Raw genomic sequence first — 25,901 nt, 5'->3', positions numbered from 1 at the left:
GCGTCACGGGGCGCTCGATGAGTGACATATTGAATATCCCCCGATATTCGAAGACCCACCGTCACTGTGATGGGTCTTTGTTTCTCGGGAGATAAGAGGCAGGCTGAGGTCTCGATCGCCGCCGAACCGGCCGGACAATCAGGACGACATATCGGCCCTATGGCTTGCTCCCCCGAGCTGACACCACTCTATCGATATGGGTGCTGATCGGGGCCCGGTTGCAGGAATCTCCCACGACTGCCCGGTGAACATCGCACTGTCCCGGTGAATTCTCCGAGGATCACGCCGTCGTGAAAAGGACGTCCACCCAGTAGTTCGTGCCACCTCCGCTTCGGTCGGGGAACGTACTGGTCGTTGATTCCGCGTAGACGCCGTTGGGTCCGCTGCTACCACCGTTCTTCGGCGCGGTCAGGTCGCCGCGTGTCCAGTCGGTGGCGAAGTAGCCACTGTCGTAGGAGGTGTGACCGTTCGGCGCGAAGTACGAGGCGACGTAGGTCGTGTCGGCCTCGATCGGGATCGGATCGGCGAACATCGCCACTTGCCAGCCGCGTGCGGATTCCGAGGCAACCGGAACCGTGCCGAGCCGTGAGCCGGAAGCGGACCAGAGGCTGACACTGTGTGGCCCCTGCGCGGTCGGGCCGCCCTTGTAGAAGCGGATGCCATTGATCTGACCGGCGATCGCACTGCGGAACTTGACGCCAAGTTCTGTCGGATCCGACGACGAATCCAGCAGTTGAGCCGGCGTCGTGCTTGTCGGCCACAGTGTTTGGGCATCGAGACCGATGACAGTGAAACTCCAACTCTTCTTGGCGCTGAGTGGATTGCCTGCTGTGTCTGTTGCCTCCTCGACCGACGCCGTATAGACCGCGCCCAATGTCAGAGCCGAGGCCGGCGTGAAGCGGGCCCGTTGCGTACTGGCGTCGTAACTGACATCACCGCTGATCAGTCCGCCGCCGGCATCGCGTAGACGCATCACGATCGACGACGCGACGACCGGATCGCTGAAGGTCGCCGTGATCATCGGTAGCCGATCGACACCGGTCTTGCCGTCCGTCGGCGTGGTGTCGGTGACCTGGGCACCGACGGTGTCGGCGAAGATCGCGTCGACCCAGTAGTTCGCCGCGTTGTAGCTGGAGGTCGGGAACGCGGCCGCCCCGTAACGGTAGACGCCGTTGGGGCGGTCACTCGACGAGGCAGGTGCAGTCAGCGGGCCACTACTGACGGAGTTGTTGAGGCCGCCTCCGGTGTGGGCGTAGCCGCCCTTCGGTGCGTGGTACGAGACCACGTACGGGGTGTCGGCATCGATCGTGATCGGGCTGTCGAACATCGCCTGCTGCCATCCGGAACTGCTTTCCTGACTGAATTTCGCGGAGCCGAGGAGTGTCCCGGCCGCCGACCACAGGTGTCCTTCATGGTCTCCGGTGTTCGGTATGCCCTTGTAGAAGCGGACGCCGTTGATCTTGCCGGCGGTGCTCGATGTGATCCAGCAGCCGACCTCGATCGCTGTGCTGTCGTCGACCGCTGTGGTCTGAGGCACGCTCGAGGTGTCCCACAGCGTGACAGGTGTCGTGCCCATCGGCTGGACCGTGGTGAACGACCACGAAACGGGGTCGGCGAGCGCGTTCCCGGCCGTATCGGTGGCCGTGACGGTCGCGGTGTACTTCTTGCCTTGGTCCAGACGTGCGCCCGGGGTGAACGTCGCGACCTGGGACGCGGCGTCGTAGGCCGCGCTGCCGTTGATCACGACGCCGTCTGCTCGTCTGAGCGAGAAGGCCAGCGAGTTCGGATCAATCGGCTCGCTGAACTGGGCCGTCGGTTTTGCGGCCGTGTCGACCGCAATCAGGTCCTTGGCCGGAAACACACTGCTCACTGTCGGCGCGGTGTGATCGGGCGCGGCGACGAACACGATGTCGGCCAGATAGTTCGCACCGCCCGCCGTGCTGCTGGGGAAGCTGCTGACGCCATACTGGAAGACGCCGTTGCCGCCGTCGCTGTTGGCCAGTGCGTGCAGCACGCCCCGGTCGATCCCGCCGCCGAGGAACGCACCCGAGGTGGCGCCGTAGACACCATTTGGGCAGTAGTACGACACCGTGTAGACGGTGTCCGCGGTGATCTCCACCGCCGTCGACAATGTTGCCTGCTGCCAGCCGCCGAGAGTCTCGGTACCGAAGGCGACCGTCGACAGCAGTTCCCCGGTGGCACTCCACAGGTGTCCGATGTGACCGCCGGGTGATCCGGGGGCCTTGTAATAACGCAGCGCAGTGATGCTGCCGTCGATGTCACTGCGGAAGCGGACACCGAGCTCAACGGCGCTGGTGTCGTCGTCGGCGATCACCGCGGGGCGAGCGGCACTGTCCCAGATGCTCGTCGGGTAGCTGCCGGTCGCTCCGATCGTGGTGAAGTTGATCTTGACCGGATCGGTCAGCGGAACGCCGTCGGCATTGGTCGCGGCGCTCAACGTGAAGGTGTACTCGGTCAACGGATCAAGATCAGCCGCCGGCGTGAAGGCCATCGTCAGCGTGTCCGGATCGTAGGCCGTCGCACCGGAGACCGCCGCGCCGGCGGCGCTGCGCAACTCACAGCTGATCGACGAGGCGGTGACCCCTGCGCCGAAGGTGAGAGTGATCGGTTCCTTGACATTGACAGCGCTGACGCCCGGCGCCGGAGTCGAGTCGACGACCCGAGGTGGGTTGGCGTCGTGGGTGGTGAACACGACGTCGACCCAGTAGTTGGTTGCGCCGAAGGACTGGCTGGGAAAGCCGCTCGACCCGTAGCGATATACACCGTTCGGCCCGTCGTCCCCATCGGCCAGGGCGCGGAGTGGGTCGAGGGCGAAGGCCTGACCGAAGTAGCCGGCGTCGGCGGCGTAGTTGCCGACCGGCATGTACACCGAGGCGATGTAGGTCTTGTCGGCGCCGACCGGGACGCTCGGGATCGTGACGGTTTGCCAGCCGGCGGTCGTCTCGTTGTCGAAGGTCGCCTGGGCCAGCGAGGTTCCGGTGGAGCTCCAGAGGTGACCGACATGGGTTCCGGTGTTTCCGCTGCCCTTGTAGAACTTCAGACCCGTGACGAAGCCGGCCTTGTTCGATCGGAACTTGACACCTACCTCGATGCTGCCGGCGTCGTCGGACGAGGTGACCGCGGGGAGGATGCTGTCGGGCCAGATGGAGCACGGGAACTCTCTCGGCCCGGCGACCAGGTTGAGCGTCGTCGGGGTGCCGATGTTGCAGCTGTCGTCGATCCCGCGGACCTTGATCGAGTTGGTGCCGGTTGTCATCAGAGTGAACACGTGGCTCCACGAGGATCGTCCGGTGATCGGGTGCCAGCTGGCACCGTCGTCGATCGAGATCTCCACGGCGGCAACGACGCCATCGGCGTCCTGAGCGGTGCCGGTGATCGTCACCGCGGTGCCGATTGGGAAGGTCGACCCATCGACCGGCGAGCTGATCGTCACGGTCGGGCCCGTGGTGTCGGTCGACTTGTGTGCCGCTGTCAGGCTGCTCATCAGGGTGCTCGGCTGAACGCCCATGTCGGCCAGCACGTTCACCGTCGCCTGCTGCATCGCGGCATCGGTCGCGGTGCCCTGGTCGGCTTCGTGGTAGTCGTCCAACCCATACGCCCATTGGACCGTTCCGGTGCCCCAGACGAGCGCCCCGCTGCTCGCCCTGTAGAGCGTCATGTTGTGGGTGGTCGAGCCGGCCGAGTAGGTGCCGCCGTAATCACGCAGGATCTGCGGCACGGTGACGGTGGTGGAGGAGAGCCGGATGCTGCCCGGAGGTCGGTATCCATTGTCCTCGTCGCAGTCGAACTCGTAGCCCAGGGTGCTCGGTGCCAGCGAACGGCTCTGGCCTGTTGTCAGGTTGGCGACAGCGGTGTTCCGCCAGAACCGCAGCGGTGCGTACTCGGCCGGGACGGTGATGGTGTCATCGGGCTGCCCGGTCGGCAGGATCACCCGGAAGAACTGGCCGGTGAGATCGTTCTGCGGGTGATTCCCGCCGACCGCTGGTGGAGTGAAGCGTGGGTCAGCCCAGGTCCCGGTCCATTCCGACGTCGGGTCGAGGCGTGCACCGTCGAGCGTCTCCTTGTAGCAGACCAATGTCCGGTCGGCGGTGTTCGAGCCGTCGATGGACGGCTCGAACCGGACCCGCCAGAAGTATTCGTTCCCGGTCATGAAGATCATGTTGACGCCGGCATCGCGGGCCGAGGTGACATGCGAGCGCTGGGGACCGGAGACGTATTCGTCGTGGCCGGAGGAGATGAAGATCTTGTGGTTGAGCAGCAGGGTGCCGTCCTGGTGAACGTCGACTCCGCCGCAGTAGGAGACGTCGTAGCCATTGCGCTCGAGGAATCTGACCAGTGGGACCTCGCTGCCGAGGAACATGTTTTCGATGCCGCCACCGAAGATCGGGCGGTTGTAACTGACCTTGTAGGCTCGGCCCAGCGTTGCGCCCTGCTCGCTGAAGTAGAGGCTGTTGTCGCCGTACATGTTGTAGGCCTGCCAGGTCATGTCCGAGGTCTGCACCAGGATGTCGGACGGGCCGTTGCGACGCACCACGAAGATGCAGTGGTTGGAATCGTCGTTGTCCAACCGTTCGAGCAACGCGTAGTAGACCCCGGACACAGCGTTCGTCGGGATCGTCCAGGATGCCGAGACGGCCCAGTTGCCGTAGTCCTTGAGCAGCACGTCCGCCTGCAGGATCGGATTGTCCGGTTGACGCTGCGGCAGTGGGACCGACGGCGTGACGTCGTCGAATCGGCGCGCGCCGGCACCGCCGTACCACCCCATCCGGTAGATCCGGATCCGCCAGTTGGCCGAGTCGGTCTTGACCTTGAACTTGACGGTCTCGCCGGGCAGATAGCTGTATTTGGTCGTGTAACCCTGGATGCTGTCCCGGTTCCAGGATCCCCACTCGTCTTGATCGTTGCCGGGTAGAGCGTTCTCCTGCTCGATGGAGTTGGTCTCGCCGGCTGCCGCGGCCGTGCTGGGACGCAGACCGGGCCATGCCGATCCCGCTGCGGCCGCCAGCCCCGCCGAGCCGAGAAGCCTGCGTCGACTGAAGGTCCATCGCCGCGCGTCGGTGCCTTGTCGCCCGTCCGATCCCGGGCGCGACCGCCCATCGGTTCTGTTCGTCACTATCGTTGCCCCCCGACTCCGAAGGCCCCCGGCGAACCGTCGATCTCGGGTGACCCGCGATCAGGCTACAGCGGCCTGTCCGGGACCGTGGCAGAACCAGGAAACTCTTCCTGGCTTAACTTCTGGGCTAGATGTCGTCCTCCGAGGGGCATCGTTCGAGCCGTGGCTTCGACAAGGTCCAGAGGCGTGCGAATCGGCGTGACCTGCACTCCGGGCATACCCCGCACCACCAGCGCGGAGAGCGCACCTGCAGGTGGCAGTTCCAGGATGGCGACCGAATCGGCTTTGGCCAGGCTGTCCATGATCAGGTCCCAATGAACCGGCCCGGTCAGCTGGGCGACGATGCCGTTGATGTAGCTGTCAGCGCTTTCCGCGAGGAGGCCGTCGAAGCCCGAGACAGCAGGGTGGCGTAGTGCACCAATCCTCAGATCGGACAGTGCCCGATGGACCTGAGATGTCACGTCCGTCATCAGCTCGCTGGTATAGGCGCCGCTGGCGGGCAGCCGCTCGGCTCGGGCGTGGAGTGGGGGAGCGGTGAGCAGTTCGTCGAGCGCGTCAGACGGCCCAGAAACAACGATGGCACCACCGCCGTTGTACGCTGCGACGGACAATCCCAGCTCGTGCGCACGTTCTGTGATGTCGTCCGGATCGCCGCCCAACAAGGCGACCTGGCCGCCTGGTCGACGGCTGGCTGCCGCTGATTGGGCCTGCCCGACACGGACGGCAAGTTGGAGCCCAGCCTCCGGGGCCAATGCTCCGGCAAGGACGGCGACGGCGATCTCGCCCGTGCCATGCCCAGCAAGAATGATCTCCGCCGGGTCGGCGGTTCTCAGGAGTTGTTCGCCGACAAGGATCTGCAGGGCCGTTGCCAACGGCTGATTGGACGCGGGATCGCTCAGGTCCCGCTGGCCAGCAACGGTTCCCAGGTGGATCAGGTCGACTCCGGTGACGTCTGACATCCAGCGGATTCGAGCGACGTCCGTAGGGTCGTCCAGCCACGGAGCAAGAGACCTGGGCGGCACCCAGCCGGCCGTCCCGTTGGCCACCACAGCGATGGGTCCATGTCGGTCCGACGCGTCGTAGCAGTCGTTGCCGACGGTCATGGTCAGTCCCTTCGATTCCGCCCGCGAAGCCCTGTGCAATGGCTAAAGTAAGGATGTCGGCAATGCGCCGGCACGAGTCGCTCACCGCACCTCGGGGGAGTTGTGATGTCATGGTGACGATGAGGCCTCCAGGTGTCTTCATACACCAAAATGCCTTGTGTGAAAGCAAAACCGTCGGTTCGGGCAGTCGTATCTGGGCGTTTGCTCATGTGCTGCCCGGGGCGCGCGTCGGCGCGGACTGCAACATTTGCGATGGTGCCTACGTCGAGGGGCAGGTGCGGATCGGGGATCGGGTCACCGTCAAGAATCAGGTGATGATCTTCGATGGCGTCGACATTGCCGACGACGTCTTCCTGGGGCCGGGTGTCACCTTCACCAACGACCTCCGACCGCGAGCGTTCATCAAACGCGAAGGTGAGGCACTGCTCGGCACCTGGGTCCATCGCGGTGCCACGCTCGGAGCCCGCAGCACAGTGGTCTGCGGCGTGACGATCGGCGAGTACGCCTTCGCCGGCGCCGGCTCGGTGATCACCAGAGATGTCGCGGCCCACGCCTTCGTCGTCGGCAGCCCGGCCAGACAGGTCGGCTGGGTGTGCATCTGCGGCGCCCGGCTCGCCGACGATCTTGTCTGCCGGGTGTGCGACCGGCGGTTCCGCGGCGCTGCCGGGACCATCGAAGTCGCCGGCGATCATGCAAGCGAGTCGGCGTGATGACTGGGTCGGTCATCATCGCCGCGCATGATGAGGAGAGGGTCATCGGGCGCACGCTCGCGGCGCTGGACGAGGCGATGCAGGCCGGCCTGCAGGTCATCGTCGTGCCCAATGGATGTGCAGACCGGACTGCCGCGACAGCGCGTGCGCATAAGAATGTCGAGGTCGTCGAGATCGGGGTAGCGTCAAAGACCGCCGCGCTCCGGGAGGGTGAACGGCGCGCGGGCCCGGGACCGAGGATTTACCTCGATGCCGACATCACGCTGACCAGCAAGGCGGCAGCGGACGTGATCGGCACGCTCTGTCGAGGCGTGCTTGCTGGTCGACCTGCCCACGTTTTTGACACCACGGGAGCCAGTTGGCTCGTGCGTCGGTGGTATCGGGTCAGGGAACAGTTGCCCTCGATCTCCTCGACCCTGTGGGGTGCGGGTTGTTACGCGCTCTCTGAGGCCGGACGGGCAAGATTCCGAGACTTTCCCGAGATCGTCTCCGATGATCTGTTCATCGACAGCCAGTTCCGGCACGATGAGATCGCCATCATTGACACCGACCCGGTCGTCGTCAAAACTCCTCGCCGATCAGCGGATCTGCTGCGGATCCTGCGACGTACGTACAGATCCCAGGCCGAGGTAGCGCAGGGAGGAGTCGGGCTGTCAGACGGACAACGCTCGCAGCTTACCGACCTCGGGATGATGATCAGGAAGTCCCCGTGGCGCGCTTTCGACGCAGCGGTCTACGCAGCCGTGATCATCTACGCGCGGCTCAGTGCACGCACCTCCCACCCGTCCGAGCGTTGGGAGCGGGACCTCAGCTCTCGCGTCGGGTAGAGGTTGTGGCGCTGGGCCGTGAGGCTGAGAAGAAGGTCTCGTGCCAGACCTGCAGAGACATCAGCGTCCAGATCCGGATCTCCTCATTGAACGCACCGCTGTCGTGGCGTTCCAGGAGCCGTCGGACTGCAGACCGATCGAAGACCTCGCCGACAAACGAGCCCGGCCCGCTCAGCCGGTCGAACATGGTGTCTCGCAACGAGGTCCGGAACCAGGCATCCAGCGGCACTCGGAATCCGATCTTGCGGCGATCCACGATCTGGGCGGGCAGGTAGCGACGGGCCACCTCCTTCAGCACCCATTTGGTCTGTCCGGAGCGGACTTTGACCGACGACGGCAACCGGAACGCCAGCTCGGTCAGCCGGTGATCGAGAAGCGGCGGCCGAAGCTCCAATGATGTGGCCATCGACATCCGGTCGCCGCGCTCCAGGAGATTGTCCGGCAGCCAGACGTGGAGATCGGAGAGTAACATTGCTCGGATCGGGTCGCGGGTGTGGGACTTCTGGGTTGTGTCGCGCGCGGCGACTTGACCGAGGAGATCCATCCGCTCCGCGACACTGAACGGTGCGAACCAGGCTCGATACTGCTCATCGCGACCTGGTGTGGACCAAACGCGCAAGGCGATCCGGAGACGTGCCAGTCGCTCCGGCAGGTGCTGGTCGAGGCGTCCGCCGATAGCTCGACGGACGCCACCTGGCACAATAGACGCGGTCGCCATGGCGCGGGCTACGCGATACTTCGGGTAGCCCCCGAAGAGTTCGTCACCGCCTTCGCCGGACAGGACCACCTTCACTTCTGCTCGTGCTGCCTGAGCCAATCGGAACACAGCGAAGTCCGCCGGCTCCGACATCGGCGCATCACGGTGCCAGGTAAGGGTCGGCCAGAGTTCCTCGAAGTCTGCCGCGTCCACGCGCACCTCATGATGATCGGTGCCGACATGCTCGCTGACCTGCCGGGCATAATCCAGCTCGTCATAACGTGGATCGCCGAAACTCGCAGCGAAGGTCTTCAGCCGTCCAGGATGAAACCTCGCCGCCTTCGCCACGATCAGACTGCTGTCGACGCCACCGCTCAGATATGCGCCGACCGGCACATCGGCAACCAGGGCGGACCGAACGGCGTCACCGACTGCAGCATCGACGGCCTCCACTGCAGCCCCCGCACTCCACCCGACCGAGGTAGGCGCAGGTGGTTGCCAGTAGCAGTGATCACTCAGTTCTCGACCGACTGCCACTTCGATCCGGTGTCCCGGCTGCACCTTGTAGATGCCGTCGAAAAGCGTGTGCGGCGAAGGGACCGAACGACCCCACAGGTAGTCGTCCAGGCTCGACAGATCGACCCCAGGGCGCGAATCGAGGCCGGACAGGATCGCCTTGATCTCGGATCCGAAGATCAATTGGTGGGAGTCCAGGTAGTAGTACAGCGGAAGAATTCCGAGCCGATCCCGCACGAGATGCATGATTCGGGATCGCCGATCGTAGACGGCGATCGCGAACTGGCCGACCAGTCTGTCGACGAATCCGACGCCATGCTTGACGATCCCAGCAAGGATGGTCTCCGTGTCGCCACCGGTGCAGAACGGGTATCCACGCAGCTGTTGGCGCAGCTCGCGATAGTTGAAGATCTCGCCGTTGAACACCAACGCCCAACGACCATCGGTGCTGATCATCGGTTGGGCCGAACCGTCCAGGTCGATGATCGAAAGCCGCCGGTGGCCGAGTGCCACTGATCCGTCGTGCCAGCAACCGCCGCTGTCCGGGCCGCGGTGAACCAACGAATCAGCCATCGCCTCGACCACGGTTGCGCGTGCCGGCCGCCCGTCGAGGCGGAGCTCACCAGCAATTCCGCACATGCCACAAACGCTAGCAGTGGAACGGATTTCTCAAGCTGGCTACGACAAACACGTAGTTCGGTTAGCGTTGCTGTCGTGGTGGGGGGACAGAACCACGAGCGCTCGGTGCGCTCTCATCAGGTGGGCAACGGCTTCGTGGGGTTAGACGACGCCGCAGATGTGGCCGTGCTGATCGTCAGCTACAACTCCGCAGCGGACCTGCCAGGCCTCTTTGCCTCGCTACGGCGCGAAGCGGACCACATGAGACTGCGGGTGATTCTTGCCGACAACGCATCGACGGATCGATCTGTTGAGCTCGCTGCCGCCGAGGATGGGGTGATCACCCTCGAGACAGGCGGCAACCTCGGCTATGCAGCCGGGATCAATGTGGCGGCGAGCCGGGTGGGTGAGGCCAGGATGATCTTGGTGCTCAATCCCGACCTGACGGTGCGTCCGGGCAGCATCGCGAGGATGGCGACACGCCTTGACTCCACTGGCGCCGGAATCGTAGTCCCACGCATCGTGGACAGCGCTGGACTGACCTACACGTCATTGCGTAGAGAGCCGACACTGACTCGGGCGCTCGGCGATGCGTTTCTGGGAAGCAGTTGGCTGCAGCGACCGGAATGGCTGTCGGAGTTCGTGCGACAGCCGAGCGCATATGACACGGCTCGCCGGATCGACTGGGCAACCGGTGCAGCGCTGCTCGTCTCGCGCGAAGCCTGGCAGAGGATCGGGCCGTGGGACGAACGGTTCTTCCTTTATTCGGAGGAGACCGACTTCTTCCGCCGGATCCGCGACGCAGGCTGGGACGTCTGGTACGAGCCCGAGGCCGTCGTCGAGCACAGACAGGGAGGCTCTGGCAGTTCGAATGAGTTGATCGCGCTCCTGATGATCAATCGCGTTCGGTACCTGCAGAAACACCGGCCGCTGACTGCCGGACTGCACCGCGCCATCCTGATCATTCACGAGGAGCTGCGGCGCGGTGACGCAACACATGTCCAAGCCCGCAAGGCGTTGTGGTCACGCCGTCGGTGGGCGGATCTGCCAGGCCCATCAGGGACACGCAGCACCGATCCGAGCGACGAATCTCTCGCGCAGCGGGAGCAGACGAGCCCGATGCGTGCGGATACCGGCGTCCGAGTCGCAGTGTCTCGCTCGATCGTCGATGGAGTGGGAATTGATCACGTGCTGGTGACCCGTTTCAACCTTCCGTCTCCGGGGCCGGAGAGCCTGATCCGTGCCCAAGACGGATGGCTCCAGAATCGCATCCAGCTCTTCGAGCGCTACACGGTTCCGGCAGTGCGAGCGCAAACCTTTGGTGGTCGGTTCGACTGGATTGTCTATCTCGATCCGCAGAGTCCGAGCTGGTTGCGCGAACGGCTCGCTCCGCTGATCGCCGAAAAGGTGTTCACGCCGGTCTACCGAGACGTCGCCACGTGGGAGCACGTGGTCGAGGATGCTCGCGCCACGACAGGGGCGGCGGGGGAGATGTTGATCACGACGAACCTCGACAATGATGACGGCCTGGCCATCGACTTCGTGCAGAGAGTGCAGATGGCGGCGCGGAGAGGGGAGCGAGCAGCACTCTACCTCGCCGACGGGCTGATCCTGTCCGGCGATCGGTGCTACCTCCGAGCCGACCGGGAGAACGCCTTCTGCAGCGTCGCCGAGCCGTGGGACGGTGCCGTGAGTGCCTGGCGCGATTGGCACAACATGCTCGGCAGACATATGCCGGTGCGATTCGAACGAGGCCGACCCGGGTGGCTGCAGGTGGTACACAGCCGCAACGTGAGCAACGTCGTTCGCGGCCGGCTGGTTGATCCGGCGAACTATGTCACCGACTTCCCCGGCGTGCTCGATGAACTGCCGACACCGACCGGAGTCGCCCTGGCGGCAGACGCTGTCCTTCGGGTGCCGCTTCGGGACGGCCGTGACATCCTTCGCCGCACGGCGCGATCCGTCTTGGTCCGCACGGTTGGCAAGGAAGGGTTGGATCGCGTGAAGTCCTGGGCACAACGTATCCGTCGACCGGCAACCCAGCATGCAACACGGTGACCGCGGTCAGATCGACTGTCATGATCGTTCTTCGGTAGTCATCGGACCCGCCGCTGCGCGCCCACCTGGGAGCGATTTCCGCACCTGATCACGCATCGGTTCCTTGATCATCGGGAAGCCGCTGAGGTCTTCGGTCTGCGAGAGTCGGCCGAGGGCGGCGGCCAGGCCGGCGAAGAAGAAGTACATGCCGGCGGAGATCGGGAATCCCATCGCATCGAAGAAGGCGAAGAGCACCGCTGTGGTCAACATCGCCGCGGCTACCCCTCGTCCGATCGTGATGATCTCAGGGTCGCGGGACCGACGTGCCGAGCAGGCCGCACTCGCGATGGCAGCGACCGCGATCGCCGCGAAGGCGGTGACCCCGAGGATTCCGAGCTCGACCGTCAACAAGGCCCACTCGTTGTCGAAGATGTAGTAGCGCGGCATGAACGTCCCCAGGCCCTGACCGATCAACGGTGACGATGACAGGAACTCGGGCAACCGCTCGAGCGCGTTGCTCCGGGACTGCGCACTCGGCTCCTCTGGACCGCCGAGGAACAACGTGATCATGGTCGTAGCCATCCCCGGCACGACGATGGCCACGACCACTGCAGCGAATGCCCCTCCGATGATTGTCAGCCGTCGGTAGGCGCGACTCATCGCCGGCAGGGTCGCCAGGATCGCGATGACCAGACCGATGATCGCCGAGCGGGACACCGACAACAGCGAGGAGACAATCATGAAGGTAACCGGAAGCCACCAACTGAGACGGATTAACCGGTCCTCCTGTCGACGGAACCCATCCGTCATCGCTGCCAACAGCGCCAGCGGTAGACACCCGGTGACGATCACCGCGTACTCCAGCGGATGCGTCGCCGTGCCAGCGACGCGCGTGAACTCGCCACGCGCTGTGAGCTCTGTGTCGTAGTCGATTCCCGGCAGGCCGACGACCCAGTCGAGAAGCGTCCGTCCGGTGATGAACTGGGCCAGACCGAGCAGAGCGACGAGGCCCGCTCCGATCGTCAGACCGCGGACGACCTTGATCATCTCGCCGCGGGTGGCGATCCCGTCCATCGTCACCAACAGAACCCCGAGCCAGGACACGACCCGGAGGACGGCCGTGGTCGCAGGGCTGATCTGATCGGCCGGCTGGCCCCGCAGCAGCGCCGCGCCGAAGCTCACGAGAACGATGATCACGAAGGCCAGCAACGCGAAGCGGACTGGTTGCCACACTCGGATCCGGGTCGGCCGATAACGCTGCAGTTGTGCCAGCAGCCACCAGAAGGCGAGCACCAATCCCCACAGGAACGACGGCCTGCCGACCGAGGCGAGCCCAGCGATCGTCAAGCTGGACGGGACGCCGAAAAGCAGTACGAGATAGATCGAGAGCATCATCGCCGCACTGATGATCCGGCGCGGCGGCCGTGCGCTCCCATCGGAGATCTCTCGATCGAGTGCCATGGTGATCGTGTCAGCGTCGTCGTGTTGCCGATTCAAGGACCTTCGCCTGCTGCGCTTCCGATTCATCGTCTGCGTCGGCTGCCTTGAGCGGCTCGCCCTCGGCAGGACTCGCGATCGACCTAGCGCCGTCAAGGTCGTCCGCCGACGCCGTCTGCTCCCCGGGGTCGACGCCACGGTCTGAGGCCGACGAATTGCCCACCTTGCGGCGACGCCGCATGAGCAGCCCATCGAGGAGGCTCGCCAGCAGGAGGGAGACCGCGACGATGCCCGCCGTCGCCCCACCGGTCGCCACCAGTCTCTTCCGTTGCTCCAGCGTGGGTTGCTGGTCGACGGTCAGCGTTCTCACCGAGATCCGGTTCTTGGCCTGGATCGACTTGGTGTCCTGCAGCCGCGCCAACTCAACCGGTGTCTGGGCAACGACCTTGTCGATAGCGTCTGCCGCGACCTGGTCGGAGTTGGCCATCACCGTGATGAGAATGACGGGCCCGGAGGTCGACGGGTCACGTACGACGGTGATCTGGGTGCCTGGATGCTCGTCGACGATCGCGCTGACGGCGTCGTTCGAGGCTGCTACCCGGGCCACGACCTCGGTGGCCTGCACGAGTCCGCCCAGATACAGATACGGGTTGTTCTCGCCCGGCGGCAGTGATCCGGTTCCCGGCAACAGGAGCTGGGACGCCGAACGGACGTAGGTCGGCGAGATGTGGGTCCAGGTGCCATAGCCGGCAACGCCGGCAAGAAGGAGGCCGACCAACACCACGTACCAGCGGCGAAGTAGTCCTCGCAGCGTTTCGGACAGGGTCATGAGAGTGCCTCGACAGCTGGTGACGAAAGGGTGTGGCCGCCCTGTGTCCTGCGGTTTCGCGCCAGTTCGACCAAACGATCGAACATGATCGCTACTGCCCCGGCGGCCAGGATCGAGGCAATTCCGATCGCGGCGAACGCCGTCAGCCGGCTCGACGGTGCCGGCATGATGTGGGTGATCTCAGTCGACAACGGTTCCGTGGTGGCGGAGATGCGGGCCTTGAGGCGTGTCCCGCTCTGCTGAGCTGCCGTCGATCTGTGGATCTCGGCGAGAATCCTGTGCTGCTGCTGCGCCACCCACGCCGGCGAGCGCCCCACGATCTGGATATCGATCTCCGCTGTGGTCAAGCTGGTCGACCACTGGCCGCCGGCATTGGGAACGCCGACCAGAATCCCCTCTCTGACCCCGGCGCCGTAAAGCGGCGCATCGGGGGCGGCATACAAGGGCGTTGTGTTGGCGCCGTTGATGTCATTGGCGATCGCGCCGGCGAAGGAGATGACGCTGACGTCACCGGCTCCGTTGTCAGGTTGGAGCGTCGACGTGGCGGGCTTGGTGAATATGACGACGGTGTCGGTTGTGTAGCCGCCACTGTCCCTGTCGTAGGTCCAGGCGAGCGAACCGGCCGCAGCCAGGATCAGCACGCACAGGTACCACCGACGCAGCATCACCCCGATGATGTCGCGAAACGTCACGCCCCCGACCCCCTTGCAATGTGCGTTGGTCCCCCACCAACACGCGAGCTAAGCGTACTTCGGTGACGCTGCCCTTGAAGGGCAAAAGCGAACAACCTCGGCCGGCGTTGTGGATGCACTGAGCAGCCGCTGCTAGCGTCAAGTTCAGAAATGCCCTTGCAATAGGGTTCCCCTGAGACAGGACGCCCCCGATGTCCTTCCTTGCAAAGAGACCGTCCAGTCGCCGCGCTCTCATCATCCAGCGTGCAGCGGCAATCACCACCGTGCTCGGGCTCGTTGCAGCACTGGTGACCACATCCGCGCAGGCTGCGCCCGCTGCCGTCAGCATCCTTGATCACCGTGTCAAACCTGAGGTCGCCGTGGATCCCGACCGATCGAGCGTCGAACTCGGCGTCAAGTGGTCCAGCTCGGTGTCGGGATCGGTCAGTGCGCTGCAGTTCTACCGCAGTGCCGCGCAGCATCGCGCCTACACCGGCTCGCTCTGGTCGGCAAGCGGCGCACGGCTCGCAAAGGTCACCTTCCCTGCATCGTCAGCCACCGGGTGGCAGACCGCCAAGCTCAGCAAGCCGGTCGCGGTTGCCAAGGGGAAGACCTTGGTGGCCTCCTACTACGCGGCCGGCGGTGCTTACGCAGCGACCAGCGGGGCCTTCCGCTCGAGCATGAGCTCACACGGACTCTCGGTGCCAGCCGATGGCGGTGTCTACCGTTACGGCCGCGCCAGCGGATTCCCGGCGGAGTCGTACCAGGGCACGAACTACTTCGTCGATGTTGTCTTCAAGCCGAAGGCAGACGCTTCACCGCCCACGCCGAGCGCGTCGCCGACCCCACCGTCAGCAAAGCCGACGAAGCCGACGCCAGTGACCGGAGACGCCACAACCGCGAAGGCGGGCTGGACGGTGGATGTGTCGACTGTCGGGTTAGCCCCTCTCGGTCTCTCCTGCGCATCAATGCCCACATACACCGGAAGCTCCAAGGTCCCTGCCGGCAGCCGCATCTCAGGCGTCCGGATCGACGGCGGGCTTGATCTCTCAGCTGGCGACATCATCGTCGAGAAGAGCTGTATCCAACCCACAACGGCCGGCGCAGGGATGCCGATCGTGTCGACCACGAACTACGACACGATGAAGATCACCACCAAGAAGGTGATCATCCGCAACAGCGAGATCGACGGGTCCAAGCTCGACACCAAGTCGGCAGCACAGGCGACTGCGTTCCTCGGCATTGCTGATCTTGTCGGGAACTACGTGCATGGCTTCGGAAGCGGAATCGCGTTGATGAACACCGGCACCACCTTGGACTCGCTGATCGAGCGGAACTACGTCACCGATCTGATCGCTTGGGGCGACCCTGCGACGAACGGCAACCACTCCGACGGCTTCACGGTCCGCGACTTCTCCGCAAGCTCCAAGCCGAACCGCCAGCTCGTCGTGCGCAACAATCGGTTCGACTGCCGGTCCGGCAACGACACGGGTGCGTTGTTCATTCAGACCTACGCCGGCCCGATCGACAACGTCCTGATCGAAGGCAACCTGTTGGAGGGCGATAACTACCAACTCCAGCTGAATGACCTGTACTACCGGTACTCCAACATTCGGGCGATCAACAACCGAATGACAGGAACTGGGTACGGTCCGCTGAATGTGCAGGGCGGACCAGGTTTCGCGCAGTTCATCGGCAACGCCATTTATAGTGCGGGTGCTGCTGACGGCAAGGGCCGCGGCGTCGACCAGTAGGGATCTATCGCCTGCCTGGCTGCGGTCTGTGGGACTGGAGTCGACCCTGAGTGCTGCTCCATTGGAGCGGCGATGCGCTGATCATGATCCGTCGCCGTTCTGCGAATGCGCCGGGCTGTGACAGCCCCGCTTCTTCGTTGCACCCCAAGCTGTCAGGTCGTTGTCGTCGCTCGTGGATCTGATCATCGAACCACCAGCGTCACCGTGCGAGAGGAGTTAGAGTCAGGTGTCGCGTCGTGGGGGCGGAGCGACACTTCGGGGGAAACGTGGGATCGCACGCATTGGCACCGCCGCCCACCCGGCGGCGGCGGAGTCGCTCGCTTGCCGGGACGGCGCTCGTCCTGTCCAGTCTCGGCCTTGGCCTCTCGGCATGTTCAAGCACAGGTGATCCGCCCCAGGCACAGGAGACGCCGGTGCCAACGCACGCACAATCCGCCGCCCCGCACGTGTCACCGGCGCCGGTTGTCGCTGGTTGGACTGTCACCAGGTCGACGGTGGGTCTTGCGCCGTATGGTCTGGTCTGCTCCGATCTTCCTAGATACAAAGGGAAGCCCGCCGTGCCACGCGGCACCCGCATCAGTGGAGTCCTGATCACGACGCCTCTGAATCTCTCGGCCGGAAACATCGTCCTGGAGCGAAGTTGTATTCAGCCAACGTCGGTCGGGCAAGGCCTGCCCGTGTTGGCTACCACGAACTACAACACGATGAAGGTGACGACGGGTCGCGTCATCATTCGTGACAGCGAGATCGATGGCTCGAAGCTCCGAGCCAAGGCAGCAGCGCAGTCGACCGCCTTCATCGGTGTGGCAGATCTAGCACGCAACTACATCCACGGTCTCGGCAGCGGGATCGGTTTGATGAACACCGGCACCAGCTTGGATGCTGTGATCGAGCGCAACTACGTCACGCGGCTGGTCGCTTGGGGGGATCCTGCGACCACTGGGAATCACTCCGACGCCTTCACGATTCGTGACTTCTCGGCAGCGAAGCGATCTGATCGGAAGCTGGACGTGAAGAACAACCGGTTCGATTGTCGGTCCGGCAACGACACGGGGGCGTTGTTCCTCCAGACTTACTCCGGGCCGATCGACAACGTCCTCATCGAAGGCAACCTGCTGGAGGGGAACAACTATCAGCTCCAGCTGAACAAGATGAACAGCCCCTACAGCAACATTCGCGCGGTGAACAACCGCATGACTGGTACGGGCTACGGCCCGCTGAGCATCCAAGGTGGCGAAGGCTTCACGCAGTTCGCTCGTAACTACATCTTCAACCCGACCGCTGCCGACAAAGCCGGCAACTCGGTTGCTCAGTAGGCCCCGATCTGCGAAGTACTGGCGGTCGGCTGTTGGCGCCTTCCTGCTGATGCGTGGCTATACGCGTCTCAGCCAGACGGATCCACCCGGGTCGATCTCCCACAGAGGCAGTGTCCTAGCGACCTCGGCCCGAGCGGTCTTTCCCAGGTAGTCTGCGAACCACGTCACGTCGAGGGAAGAGTTGCCGCAGAGCAGGGCGCGGAGAAGGTATGCCTCGTTCCAAGCACGCCCCAGCCGGATCCAGTGCGCCGGGTATGTGAAGGGCCAGAAGATGTCGTGCACGTGCACGTGAACTCCCGCAGGGAGTTGTGGGATCACATCCAGCATGAGGTCGTTTACCTCCGAGCCAAACTTGACGACGTGAGACGAGTCAATGAACAGGATGTCGCCTGCCTCCAACTCGGCGAAGTCCTCGGAGCGGTAGTGCCGTGGTGGGGAGTCGACGATCCGGACTCGATCGCTCCGTCGGAGAAGGCTGCGCAACCGCGCAGGATTCGGCTCATAGAAGGTCATCTCGAGGTCGTCCAGGAAACGATCGGCCGTGTCAAGCGTGCAGGCACTGGAGAACCCGGAGCCGATCTCGATATACCGCTTCGGCCGAAGGTGGCGGAGCATGCCGTAGAGTGCGATTCCATCGCCGTAACCGAACCACGTGTTGTTGAGCCAGTAGCGTAGGCCGGCACGCTGCTCTGCGCCGAACGGCATGTCTGCTGTGAGATCGCTAAATGCGCGCGCTAGCGACAGTTGGTCTTCGCGGTGAAGGTCAATACCGGGCACGGAGTCCGGGACGGCCAGCTCAGTTGAATTCGCGACATCCTTCAAGCTCGGTATCGGTGAGTGGTAGTGCCCAGGCGGGTATGGCGTGACACCCCAACGTGCCCATGCCAGCATGCCGACCACGCGGCGCCTGATTCCAGCGGGTGTGACGACAGCCATGTGGCGCTCCAATCAACGGGTGTCGCTGGTACGTGTTGTTCAATAGTCGGAACCTGTCCGGTCCCGCGCTCCGGCCATGCTTCGCGTCAGCGATGCGTCATTGCGCGGCTCGTCGATGCTGCAGGTAGCTTTCGAACTCCTGATGATCGTCCAGATCGACGTAGCGGCGGCCCTGTGGATCGGTTCGGCCGCCCAGATCGCTTGCAGACAAGGCGGGGCCGGGTTGCGAGAAGCCGGAGAGCTCGTCGAAGACTGAAACATACGCCTCAGCCTGGGGCCGCCAATCGAGCTCCGACGAAACCCGGGCGCGGGCCTTGCGCCCGAGCTCGACGCGGAGCGCCGGATTGTCGATCAACCGCTCGACGGCGGTGGCGAAGGCCTCGACGTCGCCGGATGGAACGTACTGCACCGTGTCCGCCCCTGAGACTTGTGTCTCCACGAGGTCGTAGGAGACCGACGGGAGCCCATAGGCCATGTACTCCATGGTCTTGTTCATCGTCGAGATGTCGTTCAACGGAGTCTTCAGGTCGGGGCAGAGACCGATGTCGGCGGCACTGAGATGCTCGGCGATCGCGTCCCGATCGACCCGTCCGGTGAAGGTGATGTGATCATCCAGTCCGAGCTTGGTGGAGAGCGCCTTCAGATCGTTCAACGCGTCACCGAAGCCCATCAGTGTGGCATGGATGTTGGTCCGTCCGCGTTGATGGACCAGCACATCGATCACCCGGATCGCTTGGTCGACGCCGTCCTGCGGGCCCATGATCCCGAGGTAAGCAAGCTCGATGCCATCGATCGGTCTCGGATGCTCCGGGTAGATCGGTCGCATTTGCTGGGTATCGGGGCCACTGCGCACGACGGTGACGTGGCCGGCGCGCCGGCGGCCCCGCATCAGCGCGATCGCCTTGTAGGACTGGTTGGTCGAGATCACCCGATCGGCCGTTCGATACGTTCGGCGCTCGAGCCACAGCAGGCCGGTGAGCTCTGCACTCGACAACCCCACGTCGTGATCACCGAATCGGGACAGGAACAGTTCCGGATTGAGATCGTGTTGATCAAATACGAACTTCACGCCACGATGGCGCCACATCCGGGCGAGCAGCCAGTAGGTATCCGGCGGATTGCAAGCCTGGATGATGTCGAACGGACTGGCGTTCCAAACCTGCAGGGACAGCAGGGCGGTCCGCACCCAGCTGTAGCTGAACTCCCGAGCAAAGCCCAGCAGTCCCTCGGCGTCGGGTGCCGGCTTGTACTTGTAGATGTTGACCCCATCGATGCACTGCCGTGAAGGATCTCCCGGTCCCTTGGGGCAGATCACGCTCACCCGGTAGCCTCGGTTGATCAACGCCTGGCACTCCAACCACACCCGCCGGTCCAGTGGCACCGGCAGGTTCTGCACGATGATCAGGACATGCGGGGGCGCCTGGTCGGTGTCGATGATCTTGTGCCCGTGATCGGCGGTCGACAAGCGGTGTGTCGACGGCTCAGTCGCCGGCCTCGCCCCGCCCTTGAGGATGCTCATGGCACTGCCACCTTCGAGAGCGCCGGGACTTGAGATGAGTGGTGGGACATGGTGTTCGGCCGGTCATGGACAACAGCCGCTGGGCGATCTTGTTGATCACCGTTGACGGCGTGGCGGAGAGCGTCGGCCACTCGCAGTTGCTGATCTTCAGCGAGGTGGGGGAACATCGGCAGTGACAGGATGTGTGTCGCAGCTGACTCTGCAACCGGGAACGCGCCCGTCTTGTATCCCAGGTCGGCGTACGCAGCAGTCAGGTGAACTGGCGTCGGGTAATGGATCGCAGCACCGATGCCATCGGCTGACAGCTCGGCGAGCACACGATCTCGTTGCTCAACCCGGATGACGTACAGGTGCCAGACATCGGAGTTGCCCGCACGGACAGTCGGCAGTCGGACCCCTGATATGTCGGCAAGCAACTCGGCGTAGCGGTGTGCCGCTTCGCGGCGAAGATCGTTCCACTTGTCCAACCGGCGCAGCTTGGCCCGGAGTTCGACTGCTTGGATGGCGTCGAGCCGAGAGTTGAATCCGATCCTGTCGTGCACGTAGCGCGTCCTCGACCCGTGGGCCGAGACACTGCGGGCGAAGTCGGCGAGCCCCCCGTCGTCGGTGAGCACGGCACCGCCGTCGCCGGCTGCCCCCAGGTTCTTTCCGGGGTAGAAGCTGGTGGCGGCAATCGTGCCGAGCGCACCGGCACGTCCGAAGGGGGACGTTGCCCCTTGCGACTGAGCCGCGTCTTCGATGATCACCAAATCATGCCGCTGTGCGATCGGGTACAGTCCTTCGACCGGTGCAGTCTGACCAAACAAGTGGACCGGAACAATCGCTCTCGTTCGCCGGGTGATCGCTGCGTCGACGGCGGCGGGATCAATCAACAGGTGTTCGTCGTCGACGTCTACCAGCACTGGCACAGCGCCGACTCGCGACACCGCCTCGGCCGTGGCGATGAAGGTGTTGGCCGGCAGGATCACTTCGTCCCCGGGGACGATGCCTGCTGCCCGCAGCGCGATCTCGATCGCGTCTGTCCCGTTGCCGACACCGACACAATGCCCGACCCCGATGTAGTCGGCATATTCGTCCTCGAAAGACGCTACCTCGGGGCCTCCGATGAAGGCCGCTGTCTCGAAGAGTTGCCGCCACCTCGGCAGCACTTCGTCCGCAATCTCGGCTTGCTGTGCTGGTAGGTCCAGGAATGGCACATTCATGAATTGACTCCCACTTGTTGCGTCGGACATGTCGTCCGGGTCCTGAATGCTGAACGGGGCGCGTCCTCGTCCAGATAGCGCTGTGCCAGCTGGTGTTGTGCGCTGAAGAAGCGCTACTGGCGTCGGGTTCCTCTCGGCCGTGGGGGTCGACCAGATAATTACGTTGGGCCGTACAGATCGTCTTCGATGATCCTCAATACCTCTGCTTCGGTATCGCGCCAATCGACGCTGCTGGAACGGGCGGCGCATCTCCCGCGAGCAGCCGTCTGTGGATCGGTCACGACCCGGCCCAGCGCATCAGCCAGACCGGAGGGTGACGGGAACGCCCATTCGACGAACGGGCTGTCAAGGACCGCCCGCGGCTCGGGGCTGTCGTTGACGACAGGTATGGCACCGGCTCGCATCAGCTCGGCCGGCACCAGCGACACGTTGCTGAACGAGATGGACAACCCGGCGATGCTGCGGTTGTACAGACGGTTCAGCTCCCGTGGGCTCAGGTGGGGATGGACGTCCGCTGGAAACGGAAGATCGCGCAGATCGCTGCCGTAGATGACGATCGGTACATCGGGATGCTTCGCGTGAAACTCGGCCAGAGCCATCCGAGCCAGCCAGTACCCGCGACGTGGATTCTCCGGACGGGCGTACCAGACGACCCCACGCCGGCGGACCTCAGGCTCGATCAGGAAGTAGGTCGAGGTGTCGCATCCGAACGGGACCTCGTCGGACTCTGCACCGGCCTGCTGCGCGATCTGTTCCTTGATCATTCCACCGAGGGCTATGTGCCGGAAGCCGAAGCGGTAGGAGTCCAAGGCGAGCTGGTACTCGGTGCCTCGTGGATAGAACATCGGCTCGAAGTCCTGGACGAAGTAGAGCCGTCGCATCGGCTGGATGCCATACGTCGCGAGGATGTGAGCCGACTCCCAACTTGTCGCGACGGCGCCGTCGACCCCAGCGTCGCCGGCGGAGCCGGTAGCGGCAAGATCCTTGGCATCACGGACTCGTGCCTTGACCTGGGGCCAGTCTGCTCGGATTGTCGCCTCATGATCGGACGGAAGTCCTCCGGGGGCGTCGAACAGGAAGAGCGTGCACTCGTGGCCGGCAGTCTCCAACGCGCTGATCATCCGGAACATCGTGGTGTGGCCGCCCGAGCCGGTGCTCGGTGGCGTGCAGACCCACCCGATCCGGAGCCGACGTGATCGCGGGGCCTTGTGATCGGGTTGGGCGAGACTGAGGTTGACGGAGTCTCTGATCTCGTCTGGCTGGATCGGAAGACGCGGGGCAGGTGTCCCGAGGCGACGATCGGCGACGTTGATGATCTTCCGGAGCAGCGCAGTCGGACCGTCTGCTCGCATCGTGGCCGTGATTCGCCGCACTCGTCGAGTGGGCGCCGTCCTCCGAAGTGGTCCGGTGATGACGCTCCGTGGCCCGCGGGCGTCGTTCGTCGACTCGGCTGTCGTGCTGGAGGTCGTCATGCTGAGGGCCCCGATTCGAGGGCAGAAGAGGTGAGCGGCGCCGTGCGGAGGGCGTGGATTCGTCTGAGCCACCAGCGGCTCAACGGGAGCCCGTACAGCAACGCGGCCAGTCCAGCAGCCGCCAGAACCGCAGGCAGTGGCCAGGAAATCGTCGAGCTCGTCCACCAGGCTGCGGCTGCCAGTGGAAGGACCACGATCGTCGGGACGAGGCAGCCGCGCAAGAGCTGCCGCACCGGGACCGAAGCCCTGTGGAGAAAGTAGAGATAGAGCGGCAGCGGAATGGCAATGGCGACGACCAGGTGAGCGAATCCGGCGCCGACGAGCCCGAACAAACGCACACTGACGTACATCGACGGCACCATGCCGACAAGCCAGGCGACCTGCACAACGAGCACCTCACGGGTCCGACCGACCGCGATCAGGAAGGTGGCCAGCAGATCGAACCCCACCCGGACCGCGCCGAAGAGGGCGAGTCCGACCAACGGCACCGCCGCCCCGATCCAGTCCTTTCCGTAGAGGAGCGTGATACCCGGGCGTGCCCCCGTTGCGAGCAGCACGCCGATCAGCAGCCCGACCGCCCAAAGCGGCCCGATAGCCCTGGCCAAGGTGAGGTTGCGAGTTGTCTCCGAGCCATGTTGGGCAAATCCGGGTAGGGCGACGACTCGGACGGCCTGGCCGATTGCGTTCATCGGCCAGGAGGACACATTGAAGGCCAACACGTACAGCCCGAGCTGGATCGGCGTCAGCGCTCTGGCGACGATCAGGTTGTCGACGCTGATGAGCACCCAGGACAGCAGGTTGGCGACAGCCAGCGGTGCACAGAACCGGAGCGACTCGCCGGCAATGCGGGTGTTCCACCGGAACTGCGGACGATGTCGGGCTGCGAGGTGCAGACCGACGGCGACCACGAGTTGTGTGGCGATCTGACCGATGGCCAACGCGTACGCACCGAGACCACCGAGCCCGAGCGGGATCATGATCATCGCGGAGGTCACCAGGGCAATCCCGTTGACGAGGAAGATCCGTCCCTGGCGATACTCCCGCTGCAGCAGTGCGGCCGGCACGATGGTGAGGCCGAAGACCCCCAGTGACACGGCCATCAGGCGCAACACCGGCGCTGCCTGTGGTGACTCGAATGCTGTCGCGAGCAATGGAGCGGCGAGTGCCATGCCGACACCGAGTGCGCCACAGCTGAGCAAGCCGAGCATGCCGACGGCAGGTGCGCGACGGATCGGATCGGTGGCGCGAACAAGATCAGTGCCGAATCCGAACTCGGCCAACGTTCCCAGAATCGTCCACACAGTCAGGGCAACGGCGAAGACGCCGAACTGCTCCGGTGCCAAAAGTCGCGCCATCACCACTCCGACCGCGAAGTTGCCGAGTCGGAGCGCAATGTTTGCGCTGGTGCTCCAGCCGAGGCCTCGCGCGGCGGTCGGCCGAGTCGACGGCACGGCCATATCGGTCATATGCCGTACCGCCGTTCTCGTCGCCAGCGAAGATGGTGCTGCAGCTGCAGGAAGAAGCGGGTGAATCCTGGCTGCCGCAGGCGCCGGCCCGAGCGAAGCCGTCTGATCTGCCGGCTCTGCGGCGCGAACGGATCGGTGTCGACCGCGAAGTCGGCCAACGGCTGGAGCTCCTCGAGCGGGAGTCGATCGAGCTGGCCGAGAGTGATGGCCCGGCCGGCCTCGCGGGCGAGCGCACGACTCACCGATGGCCGCAGGCGTGCGATGTCCGCTCGCCGACGGGCATGCCTGGTGAAGAGCAGGTCGAAGGTTGTCCGCCGAGCGTGAAGATCGAGCAGGGTCCCGGCAAACGTCGTCAGGTGCATGTTCGCGTCGTGCACGCGGTAAAGGGCCTGGTCCGGGCCGTTCACTCGGCCGATGTCCCAGTGAAGAGCCGTGCGCAGCCACAGGTCGAGATCGCCCGAGTGCGGCAGTCCGGGGTCGTACAAGCCGACCTCACGAAGCGCAGCGGTTCGCATCACGACCTCGGGACTGGAGATGAAGTTCCGGGCCCGACGTGCGGAATGTCGCAGCCACTCGTATCCGCTCCAGATCGTCCAGTTGCGAACAGATGCGTTGGGTGCTGGCGGTTCGCCGGAGAACGACGGTGCGTACCCGTACACCATCCCGACGTCAGGATGGGCACTCAAGAGGGCTGCGGCTCGGCTCAGGGCGCCCGGCGGCACAAGATCATCAGCCGACAGCAGGGTCACGAACTCGCCGGTCACGGCCTCCAGCCCGTCGTTGTAGGTCTGGATGTGACCGCGGTTCGTGAGATGCCTGATGACCTTGACCTGCTCATAGTCGGCGGCCAGTTCTTCGGCTTGATCACCGCTGCCGTCGGGTGAGGCGTCATCGACGATGATCACCTCGACATCGATCCCCGGTTGATCAACAACCCAACGCAGGAGCTGAGGGAGATAGCGACCGTAGTTGTAGCACGGCACGACAACGCTCACCGTGGACGCGCCGACGAGGGGGACAGCTCTGGTGATCCGCATCAGTCGCTCTCCAGTCGCCGCGCAGGTACGCCGGCCCAGGTCTGTCCGTCGGGTACGTCGTCGAGCACGACCGCACCCATGCCGACGGTGGCGCCGGCGCCGATCTTGCGGCCCGGCAGGACGGCGGCGTTCATGCCGAGGTAGGCGGCACGACCGACCTGCACGCCGCCACCGAGAGCCACACCGGACGCGAAGGTCGCGAAGTCATCGACCACGCAGTCGTGCGGGATCGTCACGTGGGGCATGGCGACCACATGGGCGCCGATCTCGACGTCGGCGGTCAAGGTGACGCCGGCCAGCAGGATCGATCCCTCGCCGATCGGGCAGCCGGCCGGATTGCGGACCGAGGGATCGAGCACCGAGATGTATCGGCCCGGCGCGAGGCTCATTCGCTCGCTGATCGCTGCGCGGGTCTCGCCGCTGCCGACGCAGATGATCACCTCGGCGTCGGGATAGTGGACGACGTCGTCGATGCCGCCTAGCACCGGGACCCCGGAAAGTGTCGGCGGCAGCAGCGAATGTCGGTCGTCCACCACCCCGAGCAGATCGCGTCCGGCCTCCCGGAGCACCGCGATCACCTCACGCGCCAGGCCACCGGCCCCCACCAGCAACACGGCCAT

The 25,901-nt window shown here is 64.5% G+C and carries 18 protein-coding genes and 1 pseudogene; 6 read left to right on the top strand and 13 right to left on the bottom strand.

Features of this window, described 5'->3' with window-relative positions; genetic code table 11:
* Positions 1 to 280: 280 nt before the first annotated feature.
* Positions 281 to 5,134 carry a DUF4082 domain-containing protein gene (locus BLU38_RS10405; RefSeq protein WP_091524033.1) on the bottom strand — a complete coding sequence of 1,618 codons (4,854 nt, stop codon included), beginning with the start codon at positions 5,132 to 5,134 and terminating at the stop codon, positions 281 to 283.
* A gap of 65 nt (positions 5,135 to 5,199) precedes the next feature.
* Positions 5,200 to 6,237: an ACP S-malonyltransferase gene (locus BLU38_RS10400; RefSeq protein WP_091524030.1), complete on the bottom strand. Its 1,038-nt coding sequence runs from the start codon at positions 6,235 to 6,237 to the stop codon at positions 5,200 to 5,202.
* Between the two features lie 38 nt (positions 6,238 to 6,275).
* Here BLU38_RS10400 and BLU38_RS32330 point away from each other — a divergent pair.
* The 3 genes and pseudogenes from BLU38_RS32330 to BLU38_RS10390 all read left to right on the top strand — a co-directional run.
* Positions 6,276 to 6,497: pseudogene (locus tag BLU38_RS32330) on the top strand (hypothetical protein); the annotation flags it as partial.
* A 15-nt stretch (positions 6,498 to 6,512) separates the two neighbouring features.
* Positions 6,513 to 6,947, top strand: a complete 435-nt coding sequence (locus BLU38_RS10395; protein ID WP_231920274.1) for an acyltransferase — start codon at positions 6,513 to 6,515, stop codon at positions 6,945 to 6,947.
* Entirely contained in the window at positions 6,947 to 7,774 is an 828-nt protein-coding gene (locus BLU38_RS10390) for a glycosyltransferase (RefSeq protein WP_091524025.1), read from the top strand. Before BLU38_RS10395 ends, BLU38_RS10390 begins: the two co-directional genes overlap by 1 nt.
* On the opposite strand, the gene asnB is transcribed toward BLU38_RS10390, so the two are convergent.
* The gene (asnB, locus tag BLU38_RS10385; protein WP_091524021.1) at positions 7,755 to 9,626 is read right to left on the bottom strand and encodes an asparagine synthase (glutamine-hydrolyzing); all 1,872 of its coding nucleotides are present in this window, start codon (positions 9,624 to 9,626) and stop codon (positions 7,755 to 7,757) included. The genes BLU38_RS10390 and asnB overlap by 20 nt on opposite strands.
* Before the next feature lie 75 nt (positions 9,627 to 9,701).
* Here asnB and BLU38_RS10380 point away from each other — a divergent pair, with 75 nt between their 5' ends.
* A complete protein-coding gene (locus BLU38_RS10380; protein WP_172836110.1) occupies positions 9,702 to 11,663 on the top strand; it encodes a glycosyltransferase in 1,962 nt (653 codons plus the stop codon).
* 18 nt (positions 11,664 to 11,681) lie between these two features.
* Here BLU38_RS10380 and BLU38_RS10375 read toward each other — a convergent pair whose 3' ends face one another.
* The 3 genes from BLU38_RS10375 to BLU38_RS10370 form a co-directional block, all read right to left on the bottom strand.
* Positions 11,682 to 13,103, bottom strand: coding sequence for an O-antigen ligase family protein (locus BLU38_RS10375; RefSeq protein WP_157683358.1), 1,422 nt, complete (start codon positions 13,101 to 13,103; stop codon positions 11,682 to 11,684).
* A gap of 10 nt (positions 13,104 to 13,113) precedes the next feature.
* Positions 13,114 to 13,767 (bottom strand): hypothetical protein, encoded by a 654-nt coding sequence (locus tag BLU38_RS30840; RefSeq protein ID WP_157683357.1) that lies wholly within the window; start codon positions 13,765 to 13,767, stop codon positions 13,114 to 13,116.
* A 137-nt stretch (positions 13,768 to 13,904) separates the two neighbouring features.
* Entirely contained in the window at positions 13,905 to 14,600 is a 696-nt protein-coding gene (locus BLU38_RS10370) for a hypothetical protein (RefSeq protein ID WP_091524010.1), read from the bottom strand.
* Positions 14,601 to 14,791: 191 nt separating this feature from the next.
* Here BLU38_RS10370 and BLU38_RS10365 point away from each other — a divergent pair, with 191 nt between their 5' ends.
* Together BLU38_RS10365 and BLU38_RS10360 are read left to right on the top strand one after the other, a co-directional pair.
* Positions 14,792 to 16,333: a DUF4082 domain-containing protein gene (locus tag BLU38_RS10365; protein WP_091524007.1), complete on the top strand. Its 1,542-nt coding sequence runs from the start codon at positions 14,792 to 14,794 to the stop codon at positions 16,331 to 16,333.
* 557 nt (positions 16,334 to 16,890) lie between these two features.
* Positions 16,891 to 17,649: a hypothetical protein gene (locus tag BLU38_RS10360; protein WP_157683356.1), complete on the top strand. Its 759-nt coding sequence runs from the start codon at positions 16,891 to 16,893 to the stop codon at positions 17,647 to 17,649.
* Positions 17,650 to 17,706: 57 nt separating this feature from the next.
* On the opposite strand, the gene BLU38_RS10355 is transcribed toward BLU38_RS10360, so the two are convergent.
* The 7 genes from BLU38_RS10355 to BLU38_RS10325 form a co-directional block, all read right to left on the bottom strand.
* Entirely contained in the window at positions 17,707 to 18,585 is an 879-nt protein-coding gene (locus BLU38_RS10355; RefSeq protein ID WP_157683355.1) for a class I SAM-dependent methyltransferase, read from the bottom strand.
* A gap of 97 nt (positions 18,586 to 18,682) precedes the next feature.
* Positions 18,683 to 20,104, bottom strand: a complete 1,422-nt coding sequence (locus BLU38_RS10350; protein ID WP_091523995.1) for a glycosyltransferase family 4 protein — start codon at positions 20,102 to 20,104, stop codon at positions 18,683 to 18,685.
* A complete protein-coding gene (locus BLU38_RS10345; protein ID WP_231920273.1) occupies positions 20,101 to 21,336 on the bottom strand; it encodes a DegT/DnrJ/EryC1/StrS family aminotransferase in 1,236 nt (411 codons plus the stop codon). The genes BLU38_RS10350 and BLU38_RS10345 overlap by 4 nt, the downstream gene beginning before the upstream one ends.
* 128 nt (positions 21,337 to 21,464) lie before the next feature.
* Positions 21,465 to 22,427, bottom strand: coding sequence for a rhamnosyltransferase WsaF family glycosyltransferase (locus tag BLU38_RS10340; RefSeq protein WP_157683354.1), 963 nt, complete (start codon positions 22,425 to 22,427; stop codon positions 21,465 to 21,467).
* A gap of 347 nt (positions 22,428 to 22,774) precedes the next feature.
* Positions 22,775 to 24,235: an oligosaccharide flippase family protein gene (locus BLU38_RS10335; RefSeq protein ID WP_231920381.1), complete on the bottom strand. Its 1,461-nt coding sequence runs from the start codon at positions 24,233 to 24,235 to the stop codon at positions 22,775 to 22,777.
* A gap of 5 nt (positions 24,236 to 24,240) precedes the next feature.
* Entirely contained in the window at positions 24,241 to 25,281 is a 1,041-nt protein-coding gene (locus tag BLU38_RS10330; RefSeq protein ID WP_091523983.1) for a glycosyltransferase family 2 protein, read from the bottom strand.
* The gene (locus tag BLU38_RS10325) at positions 25,281 to 25,901 is read right to left on the bottom strand and encodes an acetyltransferase (RefSeq protein ID WP_197680064.1); all 621 of its coding nucleotides are present in this window, start codon (positions 25,899 to 25,901) and stop codon (positions 25,281 to 25,283) included. Before BLU38_RS10325 ends, BLU38_RS10330 begins: the two co-directional genes overlap by 1 nt.

The sequence above is a fragment of the Microlunatus soli genome, assembly GCF_900105385.1.
Taxonomy (GTDB): Bacteria; Actinomycetota; Actinomycetes; order Propionibacteriales; family Propionibacteriaceae; genus Microlunatus; species Microlunatus soli.
Note: the sequence above shows the minus strand (reverse complement) of the source record. Positions and strands in the feature narration are given on the sequence as shown.